The following is a 22,840-nucleotide window of genomic DNA, read 5'->3' on the forward strand; positions in this document are numbered from 1 at the left end:
GAATGGTGACCCGAATCTTGATTGTTGAGGATGAGTCCTCGCTCCACGAACCACTGGCCTTCCTCCTGAACCGTGAAGGGTACGAGACTGCGGTTGCGGAAAATGGCAACGACGCGGTTGAGCTATTTGAACGCGACGGCGCTGATTTGATCCTCCTCGACCTGATGCTTCCGGGTATGCCGGGCACCGAGGTCTGCAAACGAATCCGCGCGATCTCGGCCGTGCCGATCATCATGCTGACGGCGAAGGACTCGGAGGTCGACATCATTGTCGGGCTTGAACTTGGGGCGGACGATTACGTCACCAAGCCCTATTCGACCCGGGAACTGTTGGCGCGCATCCGGGCGGTGCTTCGTCGGGCCGAACAGGTCGAAGAAGACGAGGACGACGGCATCGTCGAGGTAAATGACATCCGGATGGATGTCGACCGGCACACCGTAGTGGTCCGTGGCCAGCTCACCCAGATGCCGCTGAAGGAATTCGAACTGCTCGAGTTTCTGATGCGCAACTCGGGCCGCGTGCTCACGCGCGGGCAGCTCATCGATCGGGTCTGGGGACCGGACTACTACGGGGACACGAAGACCCTCGACGTGCACATTAAGCGCATCCGCTCGCGCATCGAGGTCGCGCCGTCATCGCCGAAGCTGCTCGTGACCGTACGCGGGCTCGGGTACCGCTTCGAGGGTTAGCCGGATCCGCCGGTGCTGGCGCGTTTCAGGCGCTGGCACCGGATGCACACCTTGAGTTCGGTCAGGAGAACCGGGTGTGCGGAAACGAAAGCGGGCGGACATCCAATTGGAAGCCCGCCCGCCTGCTTACTAAACCTATTCCGCTGGCTGTGCGGGGTCGCCCTCGACAGTACCTTCGTCGACACCGGCATCCGGCGTTGCGACCGGAGTTTCGGTTGCGTTCTCCGCGGGGGCGGGCTCAGGCATCAGGGTTGCGTACTCCTCGAGCACACCGTCCTGCTGGTCAGAGCCGAGGACGGGAACCATCACGACTTCCTCGGCCGTCTGCGACGCGCCTTCGGAGTCGGTGTAGGTCGACGAGAACGTCACTGCGACGGTCGTACCGCTGACGAACTCAGTGCCGGAGACGAGTTCGGGGCCCGCATCGCCGTAGCCAACCTTGAGGACGTTCTTGTCCATGTTGGCGCTGATCGGGTTCTCCACGGTCGAGGAGCCGACCTGTGCGGTGACGGTGGCGTCCTCGGTGCTGCGGTTCACCGCTGTGAAGACCAGGTTGGCGTCCGATGCTTCGTCGGTGGTGAAGAGCATGGCGTTCTGCACGCTGACGCCGCCGAGGTCAGCGCTGATGCCGTCGCTCGCGTCGTACTTCAACTCGGTGCGCTGGGGGCTAATCATGTTGCAACCAGTCAGCCCAACGCCGATGGCGAGGGCAATCGCGGCTGCGGCAACGGCGCGGATCTTCACTGCAGGGGCCTCCTGGTCACGGTGCGAATTGCCTGTGAAAACAATTCGCGGTTACAAACCTGGGTCAAGCCTAGCCGATTGCATTCGTTGCATTCGCACATCGGGCCGATTTCGCGGAGCGATTCTCGAGCGGCGCGAAATCCTAGCACTGATCCGTGCTAAAATAGACAAATCTGCGTAAGTGAGGGGAACTATTTATGAAGCTTGAGGTCGGAGAGACCGTCGTTTACCCACACCACGGTGCGGCAACGATCGAAGAGGTCAAGACCCGGGTGATTCGGGGCGAAGAGAAAATGTACCTGAAGCTCAACGTGGCTCAGGGCGACCTCACCATTGAAGTTCCGGCTGACAACGTCGAACTCGTCGGTGTACGCGACGTTATTGATGAGAAGGGCCTCGAAGAGGTATTCGACGTGCTACGTGCGCCGATCACCGAAGAGCCGACCAACTGGTCGCGCCGTTACAAGTCCAACATGGAGAAGCTCGCGTCGGGTGACGTCATCAAGGTGTCGGAAGTCGTCCGCGACCTGTGGCGTCGTGACCAGGACAAGGGCCTCTCGGCCGGCGAGAAGCGGATGCTCTCGAAGGCCCGCCAGGTGCTCGTCTCGGAGCTCGCGCTCGCGGAAGAAACCAGCGAAGACGCTGCCAACGAACACCTCGATCAGGTTCTCGCGTCTTAGTCACGCAAGCCGGATCGATCCACCCTCGAAGCCCGTCCCAATGTCGCCCTGCGCGACGGGGACGGGCTTCGTCGTTTCCCAGGGCAGGTCAGGGCCTTGGCGCGCGCCACGTGTGCCAAGCTTGCCGTCATGAGTGAGCGCGTACCCTGCACCGGGGTGGTCATCGTGGCGGCAGGTTCCGGCACCAGACTCGGGATGGGGATTCCGAAGGCCTTCGTGCCAGTCGCGGGGGCGTCGATACTGACCCACGCATTGCGCGGGCTTGTTGATCTTCCTGGACGGGTCGCCGTGGTGATCGTCGGCCCACCGGGCGACGACGAACGGCGCGCAATTGCCGAGGATGCGCTCGATCACGAGCTGTGGATATTCGGGGAACGGCTCGTCGGCGCGACCGTAGTGGACGGCGGGGCGAGCCGCCACGCCTCGGTCCGTGCCGGTCTCGGGGCGCTGCCGGCGGCGTGCGACGTCGTGCTCGTGCATGACGCGGCCCGCGCGCTCACCCCGCCCGAGCAATTCACTCGCGTCGCGGGGGCCGTGCGCGCAACCGGGCACGGTGTGGTCCCCGGGCTGCCAGTGGTCGACACCATCAAGCGGGTGGATGCATCCGCATATGTCCTCGACACCGTCGACCGCGAGGCGCTTCGTGCGATGCAAACGCCCCAGGGGTTCCCGTTCGCCGGTCTCGTGCGGGCATACGACAGCGGGGCGGGTGAGGCGACCGACGATGCGGGGACGTTCGCGGCGGGCGGCGGCGTGGTCGAGGTCATCGCGGGGGATCCGGATGCGTTCAAGATCACGACGCTGGAGGACCTGGCGGCGGCCGAGCGACTCATCGCGCGCCGTGCCTTATGCGCAGATCCAGCGCCGCGCCAGCACGAGCTGCGCGTGGGTGTGGGCACCGACGTCCACGCCTTCGACGAGATCTCCCCGTGCTGGCTCGCGGGAATTCACTTCCCGGGAGAGCGGGGCCTGTCGGGGCACAGCGACGGCGATGCGGCGAGCCACGCGATCGTGGATGCCCTGCTCGGCGCCGCGGGGCTCGGCAGCATCGGCTCGGTGTTCGGTACCGCGGACCCGCGCTATCGGAATGCCCACGGCGCCGAGTTCCTGCGCGGGACGCGGCAGTTGCTCGCCGACCGCGGCTGCACTGTGCAGAACGTGAGCGTGCAGGTGGTGTGTCGACGTCCGCGGTTCGGCGATCGCGCTCTCGAAGCGGGCGAGGTGCTCAGCGAGGCGCTCGGTGCCCCCGTCTCCGTCTCGGCGACGACCTCGGACGGGCTCGGATTCACCGGCGACGCGAACGAGGGCGTGTTCGCGGTCGCGACGGCGCTGGTCGCGGTGCCCGCCACCGCAATTTGAGGGCGGCGGCTCTCGGGAAGAAGTAGCGAGGGATCAGCACCTGCGCCGCGCACGACCCTAGAATGAGACGCGTGACTCAGCGCCTCTACGACACTCGCCAGCAGACGAACGTCGATTTCACCCCGCTCCGTGCTGGTGAGATCTCCATGTACGTGTGCGGGCCGACCGTGCAATCCTCACCTCACGTGGGGCATCTTCGTTCCGCGCTCGTCTATGACCAGATCCGCCGCTGGTTCACTCACGAGGGGTACCGGGTCACGCTCGTTCGCAATGTGACCGACATCGACGACAAGACGCTCGCGAACGCCACCGAGCACGAGCCATGGTGGGCGCTCGCGTATCGCATCGAACGCGAGTTCAACGCGGCTTACGCGACCCTGCGCATCCAGCCGCCGACCTATGAGCCTCGCGCGACCGGTGCGATCCCCGAGATGCAGGCGATCATCGCCCGGCTCATTGACCGGGGCCATGCTTATGTGGCCGACGATGGCGTGTACTTCGACACCGCATCCTGGGCCGACTACGGCGAGCTGACCCATCAGCAGCCGAGAGACATGGTTGCGGCCGAGGACGGCGCCCCGCGCGCGAAGCGATCGGCGCAGGACTTCGCGCTGTGGAAGGGCAAGAAAACGGTCGAGCCCGAATCGGCGGCGTGGGATTCGCCGTGGGGCCCGGGTCGCCCGGGCTGGCACATCGAGTGCTCGGCGATGTCGACGAAATACCTCGGCACCGAGTTCGATATCCACGGTGGCGGCCGCGATCTTCGATTCCCGCACCACGAGAACGAACTCGCGCAATCGCGCGCGGCGGGGGATGCATTTGCTCGCCACTGGCTGCACAACGGCCTGGTCTCGCTCGGCGGCACGAAAATGTCGAAATCAATCGGCAACGTCGTCTCGGCGGGGGAGCTGCTCGAGAACCGGCGCGCGATTGTGGTGCGCTACCTCTTCGGCTCGGCGCACTACCGCTCGACGATCGAGCTGAGCGATGAGGCCTACGCCGAGTCGGCCGCGGCCTTCGAGCGCATTGAGAACTTCCTCGAGCGCGCCGCTCGGCTGGTCGGGGAGCCGGCGAGCCCGGCGGTCGAATTGCCCGATGCGTTCGTTGCCGCGATGCGCGACGACTTCGGCGTGCCGCAAGCGCTCGCGGTCGTGCACGAGAGCGTCACCGCCGGAAACCAGGCGCTCGAGGCGGCGGATGCGACTGTGGTCGGGGAGATCGCCTCGTCGGTTCGCGGAATGCTCGGTATCCTTGGGGTAGACCCGCAGGCCGATGAATGGGCAGATTCTTCCGCGAGCGATTCGGCGCTCGAACCCGCCCTGGATTCCCTCATCACCGGACTCCTCGAACAGCGAGCCGCCGCACGAGCAGCTCGCGATTGGGAAGCCGCCGACCGCATCCGCGACGCACTGGCCGCAGCGGGAATTTCGATTGAAGATACCCCGCAGGGGTCGCACTGGAGTGTATGAGTATGAGTACTGGTGGAAAGCGCCCCTCGGGCAACCGCAAGAAGAAGGGCGCGCTTAAGGGCACTGGCGGCCACGGGCGCAAGGCGCTTGAGGGCAAGGGGCCGACCCCGAAGGCGGCCGATCGGCACTGGGCCAAGGATCGTCGTCGCCGCGCGGCAGCCGCAGCCGACGCCGCCGGGAAGCCGGCGCCGCAGCGCCGCTCCCCGTCGCGCCGACCCTCGCAGATCAGCGATGTCGAGCTCGTCACCGGCCGGAACTCGGCGCTCGAGGCGCTGCGTGCCGGCATCCCCGCGACGACGGTCTATGTCGCCCAGGGCGCCGACCTCGACGATCGGATGCGCGAGATCATCCAGCTGGCCGCGAAGCGGAACATCCCGATGCTCGAGGTGACGCGCCAGGAGCTCGACCGCATGGTGCCGTTCGACGCGGTGCACCAGGGCATCGCGCTCAAGGTCCCGGCCTACGAATACGCTGACCCGATCGAGCTGCTCGAGAAGACGATTTCGCGCGCACAGGTGCCCCTGTTCGTGGCGCTCGACGGCATCACCGACCCGCGCAACCTCGGCGCGATCGTGCGCTCGGTTGCCGCGTTTGGCGGCCACGGCGTGATCGTGCCGCAGCGTCGCGCGGCTGGGATGACCGCATCCGCGTGGAAGACTTCGGCGGGCGCCGCCGCACGCCTGCCGGTCGCGCTGGCGACCAACCTCACCAACACCGTCAAGGCATTCAAGGATGCGGGGGTGTTCGTGATCGGGCTCGACGGCGACGGCGACGTGTCGCTTCCCGGGCTCGAACTCGCGACCTCGCCGCTGCTGGTGGTCGTTGGGTCGGAGGGAAAGGGGTTGTCTCGCCTGGTCGCTGAGCACTGCGACGCGATCGTGTCGATCCCGATCGACTCGGCAACCGAGTCGCTCAACGCTGGAATCGCCGCGTCGGTCACGCTCTACGAGGTCTCTAAGCTCCGCGCCGAGGCCGACGCGAGCTAGCCCTAGAAACCGGACCTTGAGTAGCGCCGAAGGCGCGTATCGAAAGGCCTCGTGCCTCTTTTCGATCCTTTCGATACACGGTGCTTCGCACCGCACTCAAGGATCGAAACGAGGCACTAGCTGAGGCGGTCGCCGGTAGCGGGGTCGAAGGCGTGCAGACGCTGGGTGTCGGCGCGCACCGTGACGGTATCGCCGATCTGCGCGTGATGCCGTCCGTCGACGCGAACCGTGAGCTGCAGCTCTTGGCCCGCGATCGGCGCGCGCCCGTAGAGGTAGCCGTCGCTGCCGAGCTCCTCGACGAGGTCGACGTGCATCCGCAGACCCGGCTCGCCGTTCTTGGCGATCGAGAAATCCTCGGCCCGCAGCCCAACGCGAACCTCGCGTTCGCCCGCGAGTGACGCGACCGACTCGGGAACCGGCACCTTCGCATCGCCCAGGTCGAGCATCCCGGCGTCGAGACGGGTCGACCAGATCGTCATCGCGGGTGAGCCAATGAAGCTCGCGACAAACTCGTTCGCGGGCGCGTCGTAAAGCTCCTGCGGCGCCCCGACTTGCTGCAGCTTGCCGTGGTTGAGTACGGCGATCCGGTCGCCCATCGTCATCGCCTCGGTCTGATCGTGTGTGACGTAGACGGTTGTCACACCCAAGCGATTCTGCAGGGATGCGATCTGGGTGCGGGTCTGGACACGCAGTTTCGCATCGAGGTTCGAGAGCGGCTCGTCCATGAGGAACACCTCGGGCTCGCGCACGATCGCGCGGCCCATCGCGACGCGCTGCCGCTGCCCTCCAGAGAGCTCACCCGGACGGCGGTGCAGGAGCTCGCGCAGGTCGAGGAGGTCGACCGCCTCGCGCACCTTCGCGGCGCGCTCGCGCTTCGGCACGCCGCTCGTTCGCAGCGGGAAGCCAATGTTCTGCTCCACCGTCATGTGAGGGTAGAGCCCGTAGCTCTGGAACACCATCGCCATGTCACGATCCTTCGAGGGCACGTTGGTGACGTCCCGCTCGCCGATGAGGATCTGGCCTTCGTCCACGGGCTCGAGCCCCGCGAGCATCCGCAGCGTCGTCGTCTTGCCGCATCCCGAGGGCCCCACGAGGACGAGGAACTCGCCATCACCGATTTCGAGATCGAAGTGGTCGACGGCATTGCGCGTTGCGCCGTGGAAACGACGGGTCACGCCTCGGAAGGTCACTGCAGCCATGGTGTTCCATCGTAGTCCGCGGCCAGGCTGGCGCTTGCCGCGCCACGGGCCGGGAATCGATGCCCGACGGATTGGAACTCGGTCGGGGTTTGCCCGTAGGATGGTCGTCGCGCCGCCTTAGCTCAGCTGGTAGAGCATCTGTCTTGTAAACAGAAGGTCATCGGTTCGAACCCGATAGGCGGCTCCAAGAAAACACCTGGTCATAGGCGCATTCACGAAAATGCAAACCTTCTGTTTTTCCGCACTGGGATTCCAGTGGGATTTCAGGATTTCGTTGGTGTGGGATTCCGGGGCGGGATTTCACCCCCAGAACCCCGCCCCGAAATCCCACACTCTCGCTATGCGCGGCAGTCTGACGCAGACACCCCGCCGAGCGCATCGCAACGGGACGAACCGCAGGCGTCGCGCGAGCAGCCGTGCTGTGGGAGGGACCCTAAGCCTCCGCTGCGGCTCAGGCGCGCGAGAAAAACGCCCACGAAACCCCATTTTGGGATTCCGCGGGCGTTTTGTGCTGTGGGAGCGATCCTAAGCGCGAATCGGGAACCTCACCGGGGCGATTCCCCGCCCCGGTCGAGGGCAATCACTGCATCTACCACGGCCTGGCGCGCCTCGGTCAGCCGTTCCGCCTCCTGCCAATTCTCCGCCGCCGCGTCTTCCCACCCCGGCAGTCGCTCCGCCTCGATGCGTTCACGGGCTGCCGCAAGCCGGCCAAGCACGGCACACGCAGAGTCGCCGTGCGTCGCGATCGCCTCGCGGTCTCCGCTGCAGATACGCGCAAGCGTCCGCGCAATCTCGCGCCGAAGCTCGGAGGCATCCGTGAGCCATTCGCCGGGCCGCTCATGCCCGGCGTCCACCAGTGCGGCGGCGATCGCGAATACCGCGATATTTTTGCTCGCACCATGCCAGCCGGGCGGCGATTGCGCGAGCGTGACGGCCACGGCCCGGATCAGCGCATCGAGCGCGTCACCCTCGCCAAGCTCCGCCTCGACCCGCCGCATCGCGAGGTCTACCGGCGCCCAAACTTGCGGGTCCGGGATGCAGGATCGCGTCCAATCGCGGTGCGTGTCAGTCACGCCCTTGGTGCCATTGTGGAGCACTACCGGCAACACATGCGCCGCGGATGGGCCGTCATGCACGAGCTCGAACCCAGGGTCCCGTAAGCTCCATGTGTGCAGCCGGGCGAGGCTGGCTGGAGTGGTGCGCATGTGAGGGAATTCGGGATCATCTTGCCTGAGGGTCACACGGCCGGGGTCTACGGGCTCGGACCGGCTAAGGGTGAGCGAGAACCCATCCTCGCTGTGGTGCATGCTGTAAATCGGCACGTCGTTAGCCTCGCGCAATCTCTGCGAGCGCGGCCATATCTGCGGCGGTGAGCCCTTCCCCGGGGTGCGGTGACAGTGTGAGGACCCCGGCCGCTTCAGCTGCGGCGCGGGTGCCAGGGGAGAGTTCGAGTTGATCGTCAATCCACACGACTGGCTCGCCGTGGATCGCCCCGGGTTAAATAGAGAGTAGGAAACAGGAAAACGAGGAACTCTCTCTCATACCCACGAAATACTCCGACGGACTGAAAGCCCGCGCGGTCGAACTCGTCCTTCACGCCCAATCCGATCCCGCGACCTCGCCGGGCGCGGTGCGCCGCATCGCGGAAGAACTCGGCCTCAACAGTGAGACCCTGCGCGGATGGGTCGGTGCTCATAAACGCGCCAGCGGCGGTACCCCAGCCGATACCGTGGACCTCGCTGCCGAGAACCGCAGGCTTCGGGCAGAGCTTGCAGAAACCAAACGCGCGAACGAGATCCTGAAGAAGGCTTCAGCTTTTTTCGCAGCGGAGCCAGGCCGCCCTTCGAAGTGATCGTCCGCTTCATCGACGAACACCGCCCGGAATATGGTGTCGAGCCAATCGTCCGCGCGCTTCAGGCCACGCCCGCGCGTATTGCCGCCAGCTCCTACTACGCGTTCAAACAACGCCCCGATAGTGCCCGCAAACAGCGTGACGCGCGATTGAAAGTGAACCTGCAGCGGATCTGGGAAGAGAACTATTCCTGCTACGGCGCCCGCAAGCTCTGGCACGCGATCAACCGCGAACCCGGCATGGAGCCCGTCGCGCGCTGCACCGTGGAACGACTGATGCGCGAGATGGGAATCCGAGGAATACAACGCCGCAGCAAACGGCCGGCGACGAAGTCTGCTGATCCGGAGGCGTGCCCGACAGTTCTGGTGGAACGGGAGTTCACCGCGACCGAGCCGAATACCCTCTGGGTCGCCGGCATTACGTATGTTCAGACGATCGCGGGCTGGGTCTACGCCGCATTCGTCTTGGACGTGTGCACCCGCGAGATCGTGGGCTGGCAAGTCACGAACCACCTACGAGCATCGTTGGCTGCGGACGCGCTGCACATGGCGTTAGCGGCGCGGTTACGTGCCGGAGAATCCGTGACCGGCCTCACCCATCACAGCGATCGCGGAGTGCATTATCGTGCGATTCGCTACGCCGAAACCCTCGCGGAAAATGACGTGGTCGCGTCCGTGGGATCGAAAGGTGATTCCTACGATAACGCGATGGCCGAGGCCCTAAACTCGGTGTTCAAGGCCGAACTCATCGACCGGCAGCAATGGTCAGGCCTGATCGACGTCATGGCAGCGACTTCAGAATGGGTGGGCTGGTACAACCAGCGCCGCCTCCACTCCAGCATCGACTACCTCACCCCGAACGAAGTCCACGCACAGCACCAACCAATGGTGCTTGCCGCATAGAAAACCAAGAAAAGAACTCTCTACCAAACCCGGGGCTTGACACCAGCGAGGTCGACTCGTCTGCCCGCCGCGCGGGACCAGAAACACCCGCCTCCAGAAACGACACCAAATCCCCGGTCGCGAACCGGCCATACGTGGCCGCCTCGCCAAGCGCCTCATCAACCCTGGCCACCCCACTGATCTTCGCGAGGGCCACAGCCTCGGCCATCTTCTGCCGCATCCGGGAGGTGCCCACCGCGGCGGCTTCCAACAGCCACGCCTCCGCGCCCGCGCCGATCCCGAGGAACTCGACCTCAGCCGCAGTACGCGGCCGAACCGTGTAGTCACCCGGCGTTTTCTGTGGCTGGTCAGGGAAATGCGCATCATCAACCCGCGGGCTGCCCGGCGTGGCCCGCTCATGCCGAGCGACTTCCACAGGTCCCCGGTCACTGACATGCACCACGATGACCTGCTCGCCCTCGCCGGCACCATGGCTGCGGACGAACACCTCCGCACCCAGTAACCCCGCGGGCACCGAGTATTGACCATTCTCGAACGTGATCATCGGCGTGTTCGCTGGCACCCGGCGCGATACCCCGAACGCGACCGTGTGCGCCCGATCCGGAACCCGATGCAACCGCGCCTGTTCCTCACCAAGCATGTCCACCGGCCGCCTACGCGTGGCTCGATGCTCGCGCTGATTGACCTCGGCCATGAACCGGTCACAGGCCGCTTCGACCTCACCGAACGACGCGTACTCGGGCAGCAGGTTCGTGTCCTTCGGCACGATATCGGCCTTCGCGAGTTTCACCGATGCTTCCACCCCGCCCTTGGACGCGGGATCCGCGGGCTGACACGTCAACACCGTGACCCCGTAATGCCGCGCGAACTCCACCGTCTGCACGTTCCGGACCGGCACGCCCGCGATATGCGACACCGTCACTGTTTTCTCGTTATCCGTCAGCACATACGTCGGCGCGCCACCCAGAATCCGAAACGTCCGATCCAACGCCGCGAACACCGACGACGCGGTACGATCCCGCAACGCGATCACGATCCGGAACCGGCTCCACGCCAGCCACGCCACGAACAAGACCGTCTTCACCTTGTCGATCACCGGCCCATCGCCGAAGTCGTACTGCAACCACATGCCGGGTTCCGTGATCCACGGCCGATGCACCCGTACGCGGCCCGCGCGATACGCGGCACGAACCTCAGCGACCGCGCGCCGGGTCGAGCGTTCCGATCCCGCATAGCCAAGCGCGACCAGTTTCGCGTGGGCCTTATCGGCGCGGATCTTGCCCTGGGACGCCTCGACCCATTCCTCGATCTTCGGCAGGAATGGATCAGTCACGCGTTCTCGCGGTTCGACCGCGCCCACGGGACGGCCAGCGTCCCTCGCGGCGACGTGGTGCGCGACGGTGTGATGCGAACAGCCCGCCAACTCGGCGGCAGCACGCAACGATCCCGTCAGATCATATGCAGCAAGCATTTCCATAATTTCTCCGTCAGACTTCATACGAGCCTCTTCCCGGGTAACAGTGATGCGACTTCAACATCGCCATCCAACCCGGGAAGGGGCTCCCCGCGATTACGTCACCGCGGGGATTCACTATTCGAAGTGGGCAGATCTTGTGGCCACCAGTGGGCAGTCCGGTTGGCCGTCAGCGGGCAATTCCCTGGCCGCCTATGGGCAGTTTTCCATGGCCGCTAACAATGCGCTCAACACTGCCCCAAGACATACGCTGCTGTTGTCCACAAAGTGTTGAGACATCGTGTGTCCACGAAGCGATGAGACATAACATGCGAAGTCGTGAGACTCATTGTCTACGAAGTCCCGAGCTTCAGTGTCCACGAAGTGACGAGATTACACGCCCGGTCGACCCACACGTGCTATGGAATATTCGTAGGTTTGGGGACCACTCAGTGTTGCCTTCGGGGGCCACCGATATTGCCGTTGGGGGCCAGCGACCGTTGACGCTCGGGGCCACTGACCCCCACCGGCGATTCCTTACTGAACTATCGCGGTATGTTCACGCATATTGTGCGTGCCTGTATCAATCCAGATCGTGTTGTGCACGATCCGGTCCATGATCGCGTCGGCGTGCACCCCAGAGCCCAGCCGTTGATGCCAGTCCTTCTTCAGGTACTGCGTACAGAACACCGTCGACGTACTGCCGCACCGGCGCTCGAGTAATTCCAGCAGCATGCTGCGCATCGCCTCATCCGGGTGATCAAGCAGCCATTCATCGATCACCAACAGCGTGAACGCCGCATACTTCTTCAAGAACTTCGTCGTGCCCTGCGGCTTGTCCTTCGCCAACGCCCAAGCCTCTTCCAGATCGGGCATCCGAATATAGTGCGCACGGATCCGATGCTGACAGGCCTGCTTCGCCAGCGCGCACCCCAGAAACGATTTCCCCGACCCCGTGAACCCTTGGAACACGATATTCTGTTGTCGATCGATAAACGAACACGTCGCCAGCTGCGCCAACACTGCCGGGTCCAGGCCACGTTCCTCGACCCGATCAATCCGGCGCAGGTCCGCGTCGGGATAGCGCAGTCCGGCACGCCGGATCAGCCCCTCGACCTTGCCATGGTTGAACACCGAGTGCGCCTCGTCGACCACGAGCTGGAGTCGTTGCTCGAACGTCATCCCGAACGTGAGGTCCTCGTCCTGCACCTCGATCGCTTCCAACAGTGCGCCCGCGCCCATCTCCCGCAGCTTCCGCTTCGTCTCAATATCGATACCGCTCACTTCGCACCACCCGAATAGTAGGTCGCACCGCGCACGTAGCCGCCATGCTCCACCGGCTCTTCCCGCTGCTGAATATTCGCCTGGTTGGGGCCCACCGATCGTGTGGACGGGAGCCACTTCAGTGATTGGCTGATTTTGCGCTTGGGAGCCACATGTGACGTGAGCGGGCCCCATGCTGGCTCGGTGTTCTTCCCACTGACGTTGTGCTCACCCTCGATGTGAACGAGCACTGCACGGGTGAGCAGTGCGACAGGATCGCAGCTCGCTCATCAGCGCAAGACAATTGATCAAGAAATTACTTGACATGCCGTTCTGAAAGTCAGATGCCGAGTTCCTTTCCTAATCAGTTTGCTGGCTCAAGGTCGTACGTTACCCAAGGAGTCTGGCGCGCCACCCGTTCGTATAGTCCCCTCGCCGTCGCGTTGTCAGCTGCGGTGATCCAGCGAACGAGCGTGGCGCGTTCGTCGCGGGCGATCTCAGCGAGGCGCTTCAGCATGACTTCAGCTACACCTTTGCCTCTAGATTCGGGTGCCGTGAATAAATCATCAAGATAGAGTCCACGCGCGGCATCGATGGGGCGCGCAAAGGTGCGATAGTGACCAAGCCCGACAGGCTCACCATTGCGAATTGCGAGAAGACCGCGGGTTTCGTGACGCGAATCCAAGAGCCATGACCACACGATATCGAGCACCGCGGGATCGTGTGGTTTCCCGTAGAAATCCCGATACCCCCGGTAGAGAATCGACCACGCGTCTCGATCATTCGCCTCAACCGAACGTACCTCGACTGATCGGCTCATGTAAGTCGCTCGATCTCGATGAAGACGATTTCGGAGTCGGAGTTCCGATTTTCTACTTGGTGTTCGGAGCCCGCGGGTCTCGTATAACTTTGGCCCTCGACTAGGTCGTTGACAAGCTCGCTGCCATTAGCCTGCACCACATGCATGCGCTGCGTTATCATCGGCACGACGACGTATGCGTGCTCGTGGCGGTGCATGGGTATAGCGCCATTGGGCTCGATCGTCCATTTCACTGCTCGAAAGTGTTCGTTCTCGAATTGCAGCTCGCTCTGAGATCCAGCGTTCATGATCCTCCTCGATCATTCCTGTGCCGCTGAGGGAAAGTCAGCTCACACGATGCTCACTGTATCGGACGGTGCGGGGATGATTAGCATGACCCATTGGGCTGACGGCGAAATCCTGTCCCTGAGCCATCAGACTGAGGATTGCACAAAACGTATGAATTGCGACACTCGTCCAGTACTGGAGACCCAATTCAATGACACCTGTCGCCTTCTCATGCGGTTAACGCGGCTGATCAGCCAACACCTCGCGAAAACACTGGCCATTGTCGACAGCGAGGAATGTGGCAAGGCAGCAACTCGCCGCAACACGGCTGTCGACTAGCGGTTGGCTCACATTGCCCTCTGTAACTCGGGAAGCTGAAGCGGCTACGTCGGCGCTTCCCCGTCCGGCTTTGTTACGACGTTGCCAATGAGTGCCGGGTAGAGCGCGAGGATTAGGTTGGCGGTCGCGGATGCTGAAGCCAGGGGTTCACCAATTGAGTCTTCGACGCGGGCGAGGCGATACCTCACGGTGTTTGGGTGGACGAATAGAGCTTCGGCTGTACGAGAAATGCTTTGGTCAGAGGCGAAATAAGCAAGTAGCGTCTCACGAATTTGGTGTGAATCTATTGGTGAGAGTGTGCGTTCAATACGGGCCTTGAGTTGGTGCCGGTCGGCCTGAGAAAGGAGCCAGGTTGAGAGATCGATACGGTCAATGAACGCTGGGGCTGGTCGTACTAGCGGATCACTGGAGGCAGACCAGGAGCGAGCAATATCGAGCGCGGTTTCTGCCTCGCGAACACTTTGCGGAATTTGCGAGAGAGCGGTTGTTGGCTCGGAAACACCGACGAGGAAGGACTCAGCGGCTTGCTTCAGCCATTGCTCTCCAGCTGGTGAATCGGAGATGAGCGCCGAGACCGTGGCCGGGGCATCAATCGTGGCGCGGCGCAGCATTGCGAGCAGAGGGAGATTCTCGGTTCGGGCTCGTCCGACAAGCTCTGAGATGTGATCTTCCGTAGCGCTACTGGTATCAAACGGGTCGAGCTCGACCGAGCGAACAGGCGCGTATGCGGGAAAGCGGAACTGGGAAATTCTGCCCCAGAATCGATGTTCGCGCGCGGGGACCATGCCGTCGTGGAGCGCGGCGAGGAGTTGCTCGTTGTCGCGACGGTCGCGCTGACTGGCCCCATAGCGAATTCCGTGCACCGCCCCCAACAGGCGCTCGGAGGAATCGAGAAGCAGTTCTCCAATGCGGGCCAGGGTCTCAGGGCCACGACTCGAGATAGCGATTACATGGACGCTGTCCTGGAGGGAGACTCGCCTTGTCAGTACGTGCCAGCGGCCGACTTCAAATTCGAGGTCGTTGAGATTGGTGTTCGTGACTTCCTGCCAGATTAGGTGTGTCGGGGCCTCACCGGAACTTGCGACGATGGCGCCTTCGGAGCTGTAAATCGTGGCAGAACCCTGGCAAAGGACGCTGAGGCGGGAAGCGAGTGCTGGGAGCGGGTCCGTTGAGGAGATTGCAGAGATCAACGAATGGGTGATGTCGAGTGCAGAACGGAGACGTTCGAACTCTGCGCTGGGGGGCAGGGGGACGGTCATCGTGATCCAAGGTTCAGGTAGTCGGTAGCGTGCCGGTAGGTGGTTGAAGAATGCTCGCACTTTGTGGGAACAGAGGGAAAACTTCCCTGAATCTGACCCGCGGTTGTAGATACTACAAATCGTAGCGTGGAAACCTTCGATATCTCTATTGCTCGTAGCCATGGGAGCGCCGAGTCTGGGATGCATTCCGAAGCTCAATGACGATTTTTTTGGAGGACTTATGAGCAACATTCGTGTTGCAGTGGACGTCGGCGGGACGTTCACCGACGTGTGCATTTTCGACGATGCAACGCAACAAATGCGGGTAACTAAAGTGCCCTCGACACCGAGCGATCCGATGATCGCAGTGATGAACGGAGTCGAGCGCGGCGAGATTGATCTCAATGAAGTCGCGCAGTTCTCGCATGGCACTACGGTGGCCACGAACGCCCTCATCACCCGAAACTTCCCGGCCGCGGCTCTCGTGACCACACGTGGATTCCGCGATGTACTCGAGATCCGTGACGGAACGAAGGACGACCTATGGGACGCGTACAACGATGTCTCAGAACCCTATATTCGCCGTCGGGACCGATTCGAAGTGACCGAGCGTATTGACTACGCAGGGAATACCGTCACTCCACTAGATGAGGCGGAAGCGCGCAAGCTTGCGGATCTAATCAAACGCCGTGGTGTGAAGACCATTGCGGTGTGCTTTCTCAACTCTTATGCGAATGCAGCGCACGAAACACGCATGCGTGAGATCCTCGAAGAGGTGATACCCGACGCTACAGTCTCAACATCGGCGGAAGTACTCCCAGAGATCTTCGAGTACCCGAGGTTCAACACAGCAGTATCGAACGCGGTGCTCGCGCCACTGGTTTCTGGATACGTGAACCGGCTCTCGGATCAATTGCGGGATGGTGGATATCAAGGCGACCTCCTCCTATTGCATTCGGGTGGTGGCTCAATGACCCCGCGTCTGGTCGAGAAGTTTCCGGTACGACTCGCAGCCTCGGGCATCGCGGCTGGTGCTATCTCGGCAAGGCACATCGCACAGCAATGCGGTTATGACAATGCCGTCAGTCTTGATATGGGAGGGACTTCGACTGACATTTCGCTCGTGGCCAACGGAGAACTCCGGGTCACACAATCATGGGAGGTCGAGTTTGGTCACCCGATCATTTTCCCGTCAATCGAGGTGCTTACGATCGGCGCCGGTGGCGGATCGCTCGCCCACATCGACATCGCCGGATCGCTACGCAACGGGCCCCAGTCCGCTGGTGCTGACCCTGGACCGGCCTGCTACGACACCGGCGGTGTGCAGCCAACGAATACCGATGCGAACGTCGTCCTTGGACGCCTCGGGACCTCGCTTGCGGGGGGCGTGAAACAGCTCGATAAGACACGTGCCGAAGACGCAATCAACAGTGTCATCGCTGGGCCACTCGGTATGGAGACCGCAGAGGCAGCGCAAGCGATTATCTCGGTTGCCAACGCCAACATGGCCGATGCGGTGCGGCTCGTCTCAATCCGTCGGGGGTACGACCCTCGAGACTTCGCCCTTCTCGCATTCGGCGGTGCTGGCGCCCTGCATGGAGCAGATGTGGCTCGAGAATTGGGTATCCCGAGTGTGGTCGTGCCTCCGAACCCGGGCGTCACATCCGCGATGGGTTGCCTACTCGTTGATATCCAGCATGACTTCGCTCAAATGTATACAGGCCTGGCTTCGAATGCTGACGAAGAAGCAATCGAGCAGGTATTCGTCGAACTTGAGACAGAAGCCTCGGCGAGGCTCCGCCACGAAGGTGTCGCTGATTCGGATGGGATTTTGCAACGAAAGATTTCGATGCGATACCGGGGGCAGTGGCGGTCGCTGCAAGTCTCGATCGGTTCGGGCCCAGGAGCACTAGAAGATGCCGTGCAGACGTTCCACGAGCAGTATGAGCGGGAGTTCGCATTTCGCCAGGATGACGCGCCTGTCGAGGTCTACCAGCTGCACTTGAGCGCTGTGGGCAAGATTCCGAAGCCCTCGTTCAAACCTAGTGTTCCCGTGCCTCAGGCGCCTGGCGTTCCAGATTCACGACGCCCCGTTTACTTTGGAGCCGACGGATGGCTCGACACGCCGGTTTACGACCGCGACTCACTGGCCGCGGGCACGGCATTCGTTGGTCCGGCCATCATCAATCAGCTCGACTCGACCACAGTCGTTCCGCCACATACTCGGGCGGAGATCGATGAATGGCTTAATATCCGCATCCACCTCGAGGAGGTTAACTGATGAATGTAACACTTACTCCCAGTACCACTGTTGATCGTCATACGTCCCTAGACCCAGTCACGTTTGAGGTGCTGAAAAACGCATTTGCGACGAGCGTTGACCTCATGAGCGAGCAGATCCTGCGCACCTGCTATTCATTCGTCATCTACTCACGTGATTTCTCGTCGGCCTTGTGCGATGCTCAGGGCAATACCGTCATGCAGGGCTCGGGTGACATCGCTGTGCATGTTGGTACCTTGCATTTTCAGTGCAAGGCCGTGATCGAGGAATTCGGCGACGATATTCACCCAGGTGATGTGTTCGCGGTAAACGACCCATACAAGGGCGGCACTCACATTAACGATGTGTCATTCATCCGCCCGATTTTCTCTGAGGGAAGGATTATTGCGTACGCCCAGAATAAGGGGCACTGGGCCGACATCGGCGGGCCTGTACCTGGATCTTTCAATGTCGCAGCTACCGAGCATTTTGGCGAGGGATTGCGTATCACTCCGATCCGCATCTGGTCCAAGGGCGTTTACTTGCAGGACATCGCGAAACTGCTCGTCGGCAATACCAGAGCCCCCGAGCAAGCCATGGGAGACCTCCACGCCCAGTCGGAGGCAACCGCTGTATGTGAGCGCGAGATCCTTCGGCTTGCAGAGCGATACGGCACCGACACGGTTGAGAACGCTATGCAAGAGACCCAGAACTATGTCGAGCGCACGGTGCTTCGTCGGCTGAAAGGGTTACCCCAAGGTACTTGGGAGACCACGGACTACTTGGACCTCGATCCCGGTGCGCCAGAAGGCCTCGTGCCGATTAATATCAAGATGACACTTGACGGTGAGGGTATTCATTACACTCTTGAGGGTGGGCCTGCGATTAAGGCGTTCTTGAACTCGGGCTATGGTACGACGTTCTCGGCGATCTACGCGGGGACGAAGACGTTCTTCCCCGATGTGCCGCTTAACTCTGGTTTTTATGCGGCAGTGACTGCGGAGATCGGTCCTGAGGGAACGGTGATTAACGCGGGCTGGCCACTTGCTGTCACCGGCACGGTCTCCGGCCCCTACGAGAAGATCATGAATGGCATTTTCGAGATTTGGTCGAAAGTGATGCCCGAACGTGCAATGGCTTGTGCCTTCAATCTTGAGTACCTGCTTGTCGGCGGGCGAGACGCCCGGGGCGCGGACGCACCGTACTTCATGTGGTACGACTGGATGGCCGGTGGGTGGGGCGGCAGAGTCTCCAAGGACGGGTCGAGTGCTACTGCGCCCGTATTCGGTGTCGGACTTGCAGTGCAAGCTTGCGAGGGGCAGGAACGGCTGACCCCGGTGCTGACCACCATGCACCAAATTGGCACCGATTCTGGAGGCCCTGGCCGATACCGAGGCGGCTGTGGTGTCGAGAAGGGTGGCCTACTCACCGATGCTGATTCTTCAGTCATGAGCTACTGTTGCGACCGCGCACGATCAATCACTTGGGGGATCGAAGGTGGGCTGCCCTCGATACCCCACGGAGTCTGGTTGAACCGCGACACCGAAGAGGAGCGATTCCTTGGTTCAATCTTCTCTTCGGTGCCCGTTCAGCCAGGTGATTCCTTCTTCCGCCCGTCAGCGGGCGGTGGCGGGCTCGGTGATCCGCTTGAGCGCACGCCTGAGGAAGTGCTTGAGGATGTGATTGACGACTATGTCTCCGTAGCGCGCGCCGCTGAGGACTACGGCGTAGTGATCCATTCAATCGATCCTGACCTCGACGAGTACAAGATTGACGTTCAGGCCACTAGTGCGAAGCGTGACTGGATCCGAGAGCGCCGCGCTGACTGGCTACTGGTAGATCCGCGCGAAGTGGCGGAGAAATACCAGTCAGGAGAGATTGACCTTCTTGATGTTATCCGGCGCTACGGTGTGATCCTTGACTGGGGAACGGGAGAACTCTTTGAGGAAACCACGCGCCAGCATCGCGAACAAATGATGCGACGCTCCGCTGGCCACTGGAAGTCGTAGTCGGTATCCACGTGAGCTCGGGCACGGCATGCGTCAAGTCCGAGCTCACGGCCGGCGTGCAATTCCTCGGCCCCAACTTTGGGACCGATGTTCATCTGAATCCCGAAGGCCCTCGATCCCAGAGTTTATGCAAATGACAAAGATGTCAGTGTAAATTCCGGCGATTGCACAGTACGCATTAGTGGTTGAAGTCACAAAAATGAGTACTCGACGCGCTCATTTTTCGCGTCGCCCAAGGTTTTGCCGGATCTCCCGGCATTAACGGAACCTTGCAAAGGGAAAAGCCGCGCAATGCAGTTTGCGCTGGCGGCCAAGCAGGTCGATTTCTATACCAATGGAGGTATGAAAAGTGAGTTTCAATCTCACCGGCAGTAATTCAGACGTTGAAGCAACAGACGCTTTAGCTCGGGAGGGTAACGACGAAGACCAGATGTCGCGGGGGTCTCTCGCCCTCGCCTGGTCTGGTGTGGCGAGTGCGTTTTTCTTCGTTTACATTGGCGCAGCCATGGCGAGCGCATATGGCACCGCTAACGCAATTATCGGGATCATTCTGACTATCCTCGCTTACGGCGCAATCAACGCAGTCCTCTCGAAATACGCGCTGGAAAACCGAACGACTGTTGCCCAATTCTCGCGTACTATCTTGGGCACGGCGGGTTCTTCGATTGCCACCGTCATATTCGCGCTGGTGGCAATTTACTACGCGGTGTTTGAAGGATCCATCGTCGCTTACGCATTCATGGCGGCCTTCGGCGGCGAGATGTGGATGTGGAGCCTCATAGTCGTCATCTACTCAACCCCGTTGATTCTCGGTGGTGTTCGTCGTTTTCTTGATAAACTCAACGGCTGGCTGATGCCGCTCTACTTCTTCGGGCTCATCGCAGCCGTGATCTGGGCAGGAGCCGTGTACGGCTTCAGTGATGCCTGGCTGACACACGCCCCCGAGGTTGAATTGCCCTTTACCGCAGGCGGGCCTGGCTGGCTGGCAACGTTCGCCGGCTACATGGGCGTCTGGATCATGATGATGTTCACAATGGACTACGCAGCGCTCGGCAAGCGGAAGGACGTGAAGTTTCACCAGCGCATCACATTCGGTCCGCTCTTCTACGTGCTCGCGTACGGTTTCTCGGCATTCGTGGGAATCTTTCTCACCTTTACGATTCCTGGCGTCGAAGTAACCGAGACCGGTCTCGCTGGCGGCATCGTGAGCCTCATGGGTGTCCTTGGGCTCATCGTGATCATTGCGTCGCAAACTCGCATTAATACGGCGAACTATTACCTTGCGGCTGCAAACCTGCGGGCCTTTGGCGAACGGGTATTTCGAGTCCAGATGCCCAACATCGCGTGGGTTCTCATCTCTTCGGTGATTATCTACCTATTGATGCTTCTGCCGATTGTGGAGTACCTCCTGTTGGCGCTTGCTTGGCAGGGTGTGCTGGTGACGGCCTGGGTCGCTATCGCACTGACCCACATATTGTTGGCCCGCGGCAAGAACCAGGAGCACGCGGCCATCGCCGACGAACACTATCGCGCGTTCAATAACAACGGACTGATTGCTTGGTTGGTCGGTACCGTGATCGGTTTCGTGATGATGATCCTCGGCGCTATAAACCCCGAACTTGCTGGTATCGGATCGACTTGGGGTCCAATCCTTACAGCTGTTGCTTCTTCCGTGGTATACGCGATTTTGTGGAAGACCAACCCGGTGAGTCGGACCGCCCTTGTAAAGGTGGATGCTCGATAGCAATGTGCGCCTGCCGCGAGCCCGAGCTTCATGCTTTGATGTTCGGGCTCGCTGTCGGCCACGCGCGAGAACGATCGGCCAAACTAGTACGGTTCAAGTTCAACGAGTCGAAGAGCCATGAGGCAAGTTGCCTTACCGTCTAATGTGTCGAGAGGGATGCCAAGGATTTCCTCGATGCGGTGTAGGCGATAGCTCAGCGAATTTCTGTGTATGAATAGTTGCTCACAGGTGCGTGAAGGCTGTGCGTCGTGCCTGAGCCATGTCCGGAGTGTGGGGAGCAGCTCGGTGCTACGTTGCTCATCTTGCTCGATGAGCGGTTGAAGAAACTTCTTCGCCGACTCTCGTGCTCCTCGACCGGCCGCAGCGGCGACTACGGCGCTAAGCCCGAGTGCAGGGGCTATGACAGGTCCTTCTGTGTGCCCTATGAGGTCAAGTGCATGTACGAGCGCGATCCGGAGTTCATCGATAGTGTGTGTGGGTCCGCGAAACACTAGTGGCAGATTCGGATCAACTTGTAGTAAGTGCTCTGTGTCGGTGGGGAGATCGTGACGCGGAATCTGCATGAGTGCGATGAGCCGGTCCTCGACTTCGATTACACGAACCTCATAGAACGCGTCATGGAGAGCGACTCGAAGTTTCCAGACTGAGGCCGCGTTCTTACCGCCTAGATCAGCGACTAATAGCGAGGTTTCGGCCGTCCGGTTCAGCCCAAGTTCCTGGAAAGCGCTCGCCACTTCGCTGCGCGTGGAATCCGACCATGACGTTGAGCGGTTGAGAAAGCGGAGCATGTCAGTGTGACTGCTGGCGTCCACCCTTGCTGCTCTATTGAGCTGCAATGCGAGGATTGAGCTAACGGGGGCCAGAAGAGCTTCGAACTCGTGAGGAGATCGGTGCCGCTGTACGGCTAATTGACATGGCTTATTGAGTCCCATTGGCAGGGCCATGAGAAATGCTTGAGACTTACCGTTGTGATCGATGCCCGTCTGCCACGTGGCTGAAGAGGGATATTTCGCGATCAGGAGGTCATGCGCGTCGTATACCGCAACGGGTACCTCAAGGACCGCATAGATTGCGGCGAGTAGAGTCGAAATCTCTGCGCCGTTATTTGCGAGCCTCGCGCACTCGTCAGCCAGCTGCCAGCCTCGGTCGGTGAGCTCGATCCGTTCGGTCTGAAGCATGTATTCAACGTATTGGTTGACTTTGAAAAGAGGTACTTCATTTGGTGCCTCGATTAGGGGAACGTCATAGCGCGCACAAGCGTCAATCAATCCGGCGGGCAGTGTTTGGTGAGCGATGCCGACCGCGAACACGAGTGCGGAAATTGGCACTCGCTTGAGACGTTCGACGTAGGCATCCCAAATTAGTGGTTCAGTAAAATTCATGCCGATTCCCGATGTGAGGACCAGTGCATTCGGTTCAAGGTACGGCGTCGGGTCTAGGTATTCTGCGGGGGCGCAACGAGCTACCTCGCGACTTAGCCGCTTTTTGGACGAAGGTGTCTCCAGGCGCAACTGCAAGGAGGGCTCGGCGAGCAGGTCCGAAATCAGCATCGTTTTCTTTCTTGCAG

General features: G+C 61.4%; 21 protein-coding genes and 1 tRNA gene. 12 read left to right on the plus strand and 10 right to left on the minus strand.

Going from position 1 to position 22,840, the window contains the following annotated elements:
• Nucleotides 1-5 precede the first annotated feature (5 nt).
• On the plus strand, nucleotides 6-689 hold the full coding sequence (locus GMOLON4_RS15735; protein WP_026935842.1) for a response regulator transcription factor: 684 nt from the start codon (nucleotides 6-8) through the stop codon (nucleotides 687-689).
• A gap of 135 nt (nucleotides 690-824) precedes the next feature.
• Here the strand turns inward: GMOLON4_RS15735 and GMOLON4_RS15740 are convergent, their stop codons facing one another.
• Entirely contained in the window at nucleotides 825-1,433 is a 609-nt protein-coding gene (locus GMOLON4_RS15740; protein ID WP_051266006.1) for a hypothetical protein, read from the minus strand.
• Nucleotides 1,434-1,630: 197 nt separating this feature from the next.
• On the opposite strand from GMOLON4_RS15740, the gene GMOLON4_RS15745 reads away from it, so the two are divergent.
• From GMOLON4_RS15745 to rlmB, 4 genes are all read left to right on the plus strand, one after another.
• Nucleotides 1,631-2,113, plus strand: a complete 483-nt coding sequence (locus GMOLON4_RS15745; RefSeq protein ID WP_026935841.1) for a CarD family transcriptional regulator — start codon at nucleotides 1,631-1,633, stop codon at nucleotides 2,111-2,113.
• 129 nt (nucleotides 2,114-2,242) lie between these two features.
• On the plus strand, nucleotides 2,243-3,472 hold the full coding sequence (gene ispD / locus GMOLON4_RS15750; RefSeq protein WP_026935840.1) for a 2-C-methyl-D-erythritol 4-phosphate cytidylyltransferase: 1,230 nt from the start codon (nucleotides 2,243-2,245) through the stop codon (nucleotides 3,470-3,472).
• 71 nt (nucleotides 3,473-3,543) lie between these two features.
• A complete protein-coding gene (gene cysS, locus GMOLON4_RS15755) occupies nucleotides 3,544-4,941 on the plus strand; it encodes a cysteine--tRNA ligase (RefSeq protein WP_026935839.1) in 1,398 nt (465 codons plus the stop codon).
• A 2-nt stretch (nucleotides 4,942-4,943) separates the two neighbouring features.
• Nucleotides 4,944-5,927 (plus strand): 23S rRNA (guanosine(2251)-2'-O)-methyltransferase RlmB, encoded by a 984-nt coding sequence (rlmB, locus tag GMOLON4_RS15760; protein ID WP_026935838.1) that lies wholly within the window; start codon nucleotides 4,944-4,946, stop codon nucleotides 5,925-5,927.
• A gap of 116 nt (nucleotides 5,928-6,043) precedes the next feature.
• On the opposite strand, the gene GMOLON4_RS15765 is transcribed toward rlmB, so the two are convergent.
• Complete coding sequence (locus GMOLON4_RS15765) at nucleotides 6,044-7,126, minus strand: ABC transporter ATP-binding protein (RefSeq protein WP_026935837.1); 1,083 nt, start codon at nucleotides 7,124-7,126, stop codon at nucleotides 6,044-6,046.
• 111 nt (nucleotides 7,127-7,237) lie between these two features.
• Here GMOLON4_RS15765 and GMOLON4_RS15770 point away from each other — a divergent pair.
• Nucleotides 7,238-7,313: transfer RNA gene (locus GMOLON4_RS15770), tRNA-Thr, on the plus strand.
• A gap of 358 nt (nucleotides 7,314-7,671) precedes the next feature.
• Here the strand turns inward: GMOLON4_RS15770 and GMOLON4_RS15775 are convergent.
• Nucleotides 7,672-8,199 (minus strand): hypothetical protein, encoded by a 528-nt coding sequence (locus tag GMOLON4_RS15775; RefSeq protein WP_169516443.1) that lies wholly within the window; start codon nucleotides 8,197-8,199, stop codon nucleotides 7,672-7,674.
• 253 nt (nucleotides 8,200-8,452) lie between these two features.
• Nucleotides 8,453-8,596, minus strand: a complete 144-nt coding sequence (locus tag GMOLON4_RS15780) for a hypothetical protein (RefSeq protein WP_181244084.1) — start codon at nucleotides 8,594-8,596, stop codon at nucleotides 8,453-8,455.
• 94 nt (nucleotides 8,597-8,690) lie between these two features.
• On the opposite strand from GMOLON4_RS15780, the gene GMOLON4_RS15785 reads away from it, so the two are divergent.
• Together GMOLON4_RS15785 and GMOLON4_RS15790 are read left to right on the plus strand one after the other, a co-directional pair.
• Complete coding sequence (locus tag GMOLON4_RS15785; protein WP_265576782.1) at nucleotides 8,691-8,978, plus strand: transposase; 288 nt, start codon at nucleotides 8,691-8,693, stop codon at nucleotides 8,976-8,978.
• On the plus strand, nucleotides 8,975-9,880 hold the full coding sequence (locus GMOLON4_RS15790; protein WP_026935834.1) for an IS3 family transposase: 906 nt from the start codon (nucleotides 8,975-8,977) through the stop codon (nucleotides 9,878-9,880). Before GMOLON4_RS15785 ends, GMOLON4_RS15790 begins: the two co-directional genes overlap by 4 nt.
• Here the strand turns inward: GMOLON4_RS15790 and istA are convergent.
• The 4 genes from istA to GMOLON4_RS15810 form a co-directional block, all read right to left on the minus strand.
• Entirely contained in the window at nucleotides 9,828-11,378 is a 1,551-nt protein-coding gene (gene istA / locus GMOLON4_RS15795) for an IS21 family transposase (RefSeq protein WP_322745124.1), read from the minus strand. The genes GMOLON4_RS15790 and istA overlap by 53 nt on opposite strands.
• 492 nt (nucleotides 11,379-11,870) lie before the next feature.
• Nucleotides 11,871-12,617 carry an ATP-binding protein gene (locus GMOLON4_RS15800; RefSeq protein ID WP_026937244.1) on the minus strand — a complete coding sequence of 249 codons (747 nt, stop codon included), beginning with the start codon at nucleotides 12,615-12,617 and terminating at the stop codon, nucleotides 11,871-11,873.
• 343 nt (nucleotides 12,618-12,960) lie between these two features.
• Nucleotides 12,961-13,416 carry a GNAT family N-acetyltransferase gene (locus GMOLON4_RS15805; protein ID WP_026937246.1) on the minus strand — a complete coding sequence of 152 codons (456 nt, stop codon included), beginning with the start codon at nucleotides 13,414-13,416 and terminating at the stop codon, nucleotides 12,961-12,963.
• Complete coding sequence (locus GMOLON4_RS15810) at nucleotides 13,413-13,703, minus strand: cupin domain-containing protein (RefSeq protein ID WP_026937247.1); 291 nt, start codon at nucleotides 13,701-13,703, stop codon at nucleotides 13,413-13,415. The genes GMOLON4_RS15805 and GMOLON4_RS15810 overlap by 4 nt, the downstream gene beginning before the upstream one ends.
• Between GMOLON4_RS15810 and GMOLON4_RS15815 the strand changes: the two genes are divergently transcribed.
• On the plus strand, nucleotides 13,702-14,022 hold the full coding sequence (locus GMOLON4_RS15815; protein ID WP_026937248.1) for a hypothetical protein: 321 nt from the start codon (nucleotides 13,702-13,704) through the stop codon (nucleotides 14,020-14,022). The two genes, GMOLON4_RS15810 and GMOLON4_RS15815, sit on opposite strands and share 2 nt — an antisense overlap.
• A gap of 44 nt (nucleotides 14,023-14,066) precedes the next feature.
• Here GMOLON4_RS15815 and GMOLON4_RS15820 read toward each other — a convergent pair whose 3' ends face one another.
• Nucleotides 14,067-15,281, minus strand: a complete 1,215-nt coding sequence (locus tag GMOLON4_RS15820) for a PucR family transcriptional regulator (RefSeq protein WP_051267010.1) — start codon at nucleotides 15,279-15,281, stop codon at nucleotides 14,067-14,069.
• 220 nt (nucleotides 15,282-15,501) lie between these two features.
• Between GMOLON4_RS15820 and GMOLON4_RS15825 the strand changes: the two genes are divergently transcribed.
• The 3 genes from GMOLON4_RS15825 to GMOLON4_RS15835 all read left to right on the plus strand — a co-directional run bounded on the left by GMOLON4_RS15825 (nucleotide 15,502) and on the right by GMOLON4_RS15835 (nucleotide 21,273).
• On the plus strand, nucleotides 15,502-17,541 hold the full coding sequence (locus GMOLON4_RS15825) for a hydantoinase/oxoprolinase family protein (RefSeq protein WP_026937249.1): 2,040 nt from the start codon (nucleotides 15,502-15,504) through the stop codon (nucleotides 17,539-17,541).
• The gene (locus tag GMOLON4_RS15830; RefSeq protein ID WP_026937250.1) at nucleotides 17,541-19,529 is read left to right on the plus strand and encodes a hydantoinase B/oxoprolinase family protein; all 1,989 of its coding nucleotides are present in this window, start codon (nucleotides 17,541-17,543) and stop codon (nucleotides 19,527-19,529) included. Before GMOLON4_RS15825 ends, GMOLON4_RS15830 begins: the two co-directional genes overlap by 1 nt.
• Nucleotides 19,530-19,878: 349 nt before the next feature.
• Complete coding sequence (locus tag GMOLON4_RS15835; protein ID WP_026937251.1) at nucleotides 19,879-21,273, plus strand: purine-cytosine permease family protein; 1,395 nt, start codon at nucleotides 19,879-19,881, stop codon at nucleotides 21,271-21,273.
• Between the two features lie 83 nt (nucleotides 21,274-21,356).
• On the opposite strand, the gene GMOLON4_RS15840 is transcribed toward GMOLON4_RS15835, so the two are convergent.
• Entirely contained in the window at nucleotides 21,357-22,823 is a 1,467-nt protein-coding gene (locus GMOLON4_RS15840; protein WP_026937252.1) for a PucR family transcriptional regulator, read from the minus strand.
• Between the last annotated feature and the right edge of the window lie 17 nt (nucleotides 22,824-22,840).

Source organism: Gulosibacter molinativorax (genome assembly GCF_003010915.2).
GTDB lineage: Bacteria > Actinomycetota > Actinomycetes > Actinomycetales > Microbacteriaceae > Gulosibacter > Gulosibacter molinativorax.

Coding starts and splice junctions, on each gene's coding strand:
- GMOLON4_RS15745 (WP_026935841.1), top strand. CDS start 1,631: ATGAAGCTTGAGGTCGGAGAGACCGTCGTTTACCCACACCACGGTGCG.
- ispD (WP_026935840.1), top strand. CDS start 2,243: ATGAGTGAGCGCGTACCCTGCACCGGGGTGGTCATCGTGGCGGCAGGT.
- rlmB (WP_026935838.1), top strand. CDS start 4,944: ATGAGTACTGGTGGAAAGCGCCCCTCGGGCAACCGCAAGAAGAAGGGC.
- GMOLON4_RS15765 (WP_026935837.1), bottom strand. CDS start 7,126: ATGGCTGCAGTGACCTTCCGAGGCGTGACCCGTCGTTTCCACGGCGCA.
- istA (WP_322745124.1), bottom strand. CDS start 11,378: ATGAAGTCTGACGGAGAAATTATGGAAATGCTTGCTGCATATGATCTG.
- GMOLON4_RS15805 (WP_026937246.1), bottom strand. CDS start 13,416: ATGAGCCGATCAGTCGAGGTACGTTCGGTTGAGGCGAATGATCGAGAC.
- GMOLON4_RS15815 (WP_026937248.1), top strand. CDS start 13,702: ATGATCCTCCTCGATCATTCCTGTGCCGCTGAGGGAAAGTCAGCTCAC.
- GMOLON4_RS15810 (WP_026937247.1), bottom strand. CDS start 13,703: ATGAACGCTGGATCTCAGAGCGAGCTGCAATTCGAGAACGAACACTTT.
- GMOLON4_RS15820 (WP_051267010.1), bottom strand. CDS start 15,281: ATGACCGTCCCCCTGCCCCCCAGCGCAGAGTTCGAACGTCTCCGTTCT.
- GMOLON4_RS15825 (WP_026937249.1), top strand. CDS start 15,502: ATGAGCAACATTCGTGTTGCAGTGGACGTCGGCGGGACGTTCACCGAC.
- GMOLON4_RS15830 (WP_026937250.1), top strand. CDS start 17,541: ATGAATGTAACACTTACTCCCAGTACCACTGTTGATCGTCATACGTCC.
- GMOLON4_RS15840 (WP_026937252.1), bottom strand. CDS start 22,823: ATGCTGATTTCGGACCTGCTCGCCGAGCCCTCCTTGCAGTTGCGCCTG.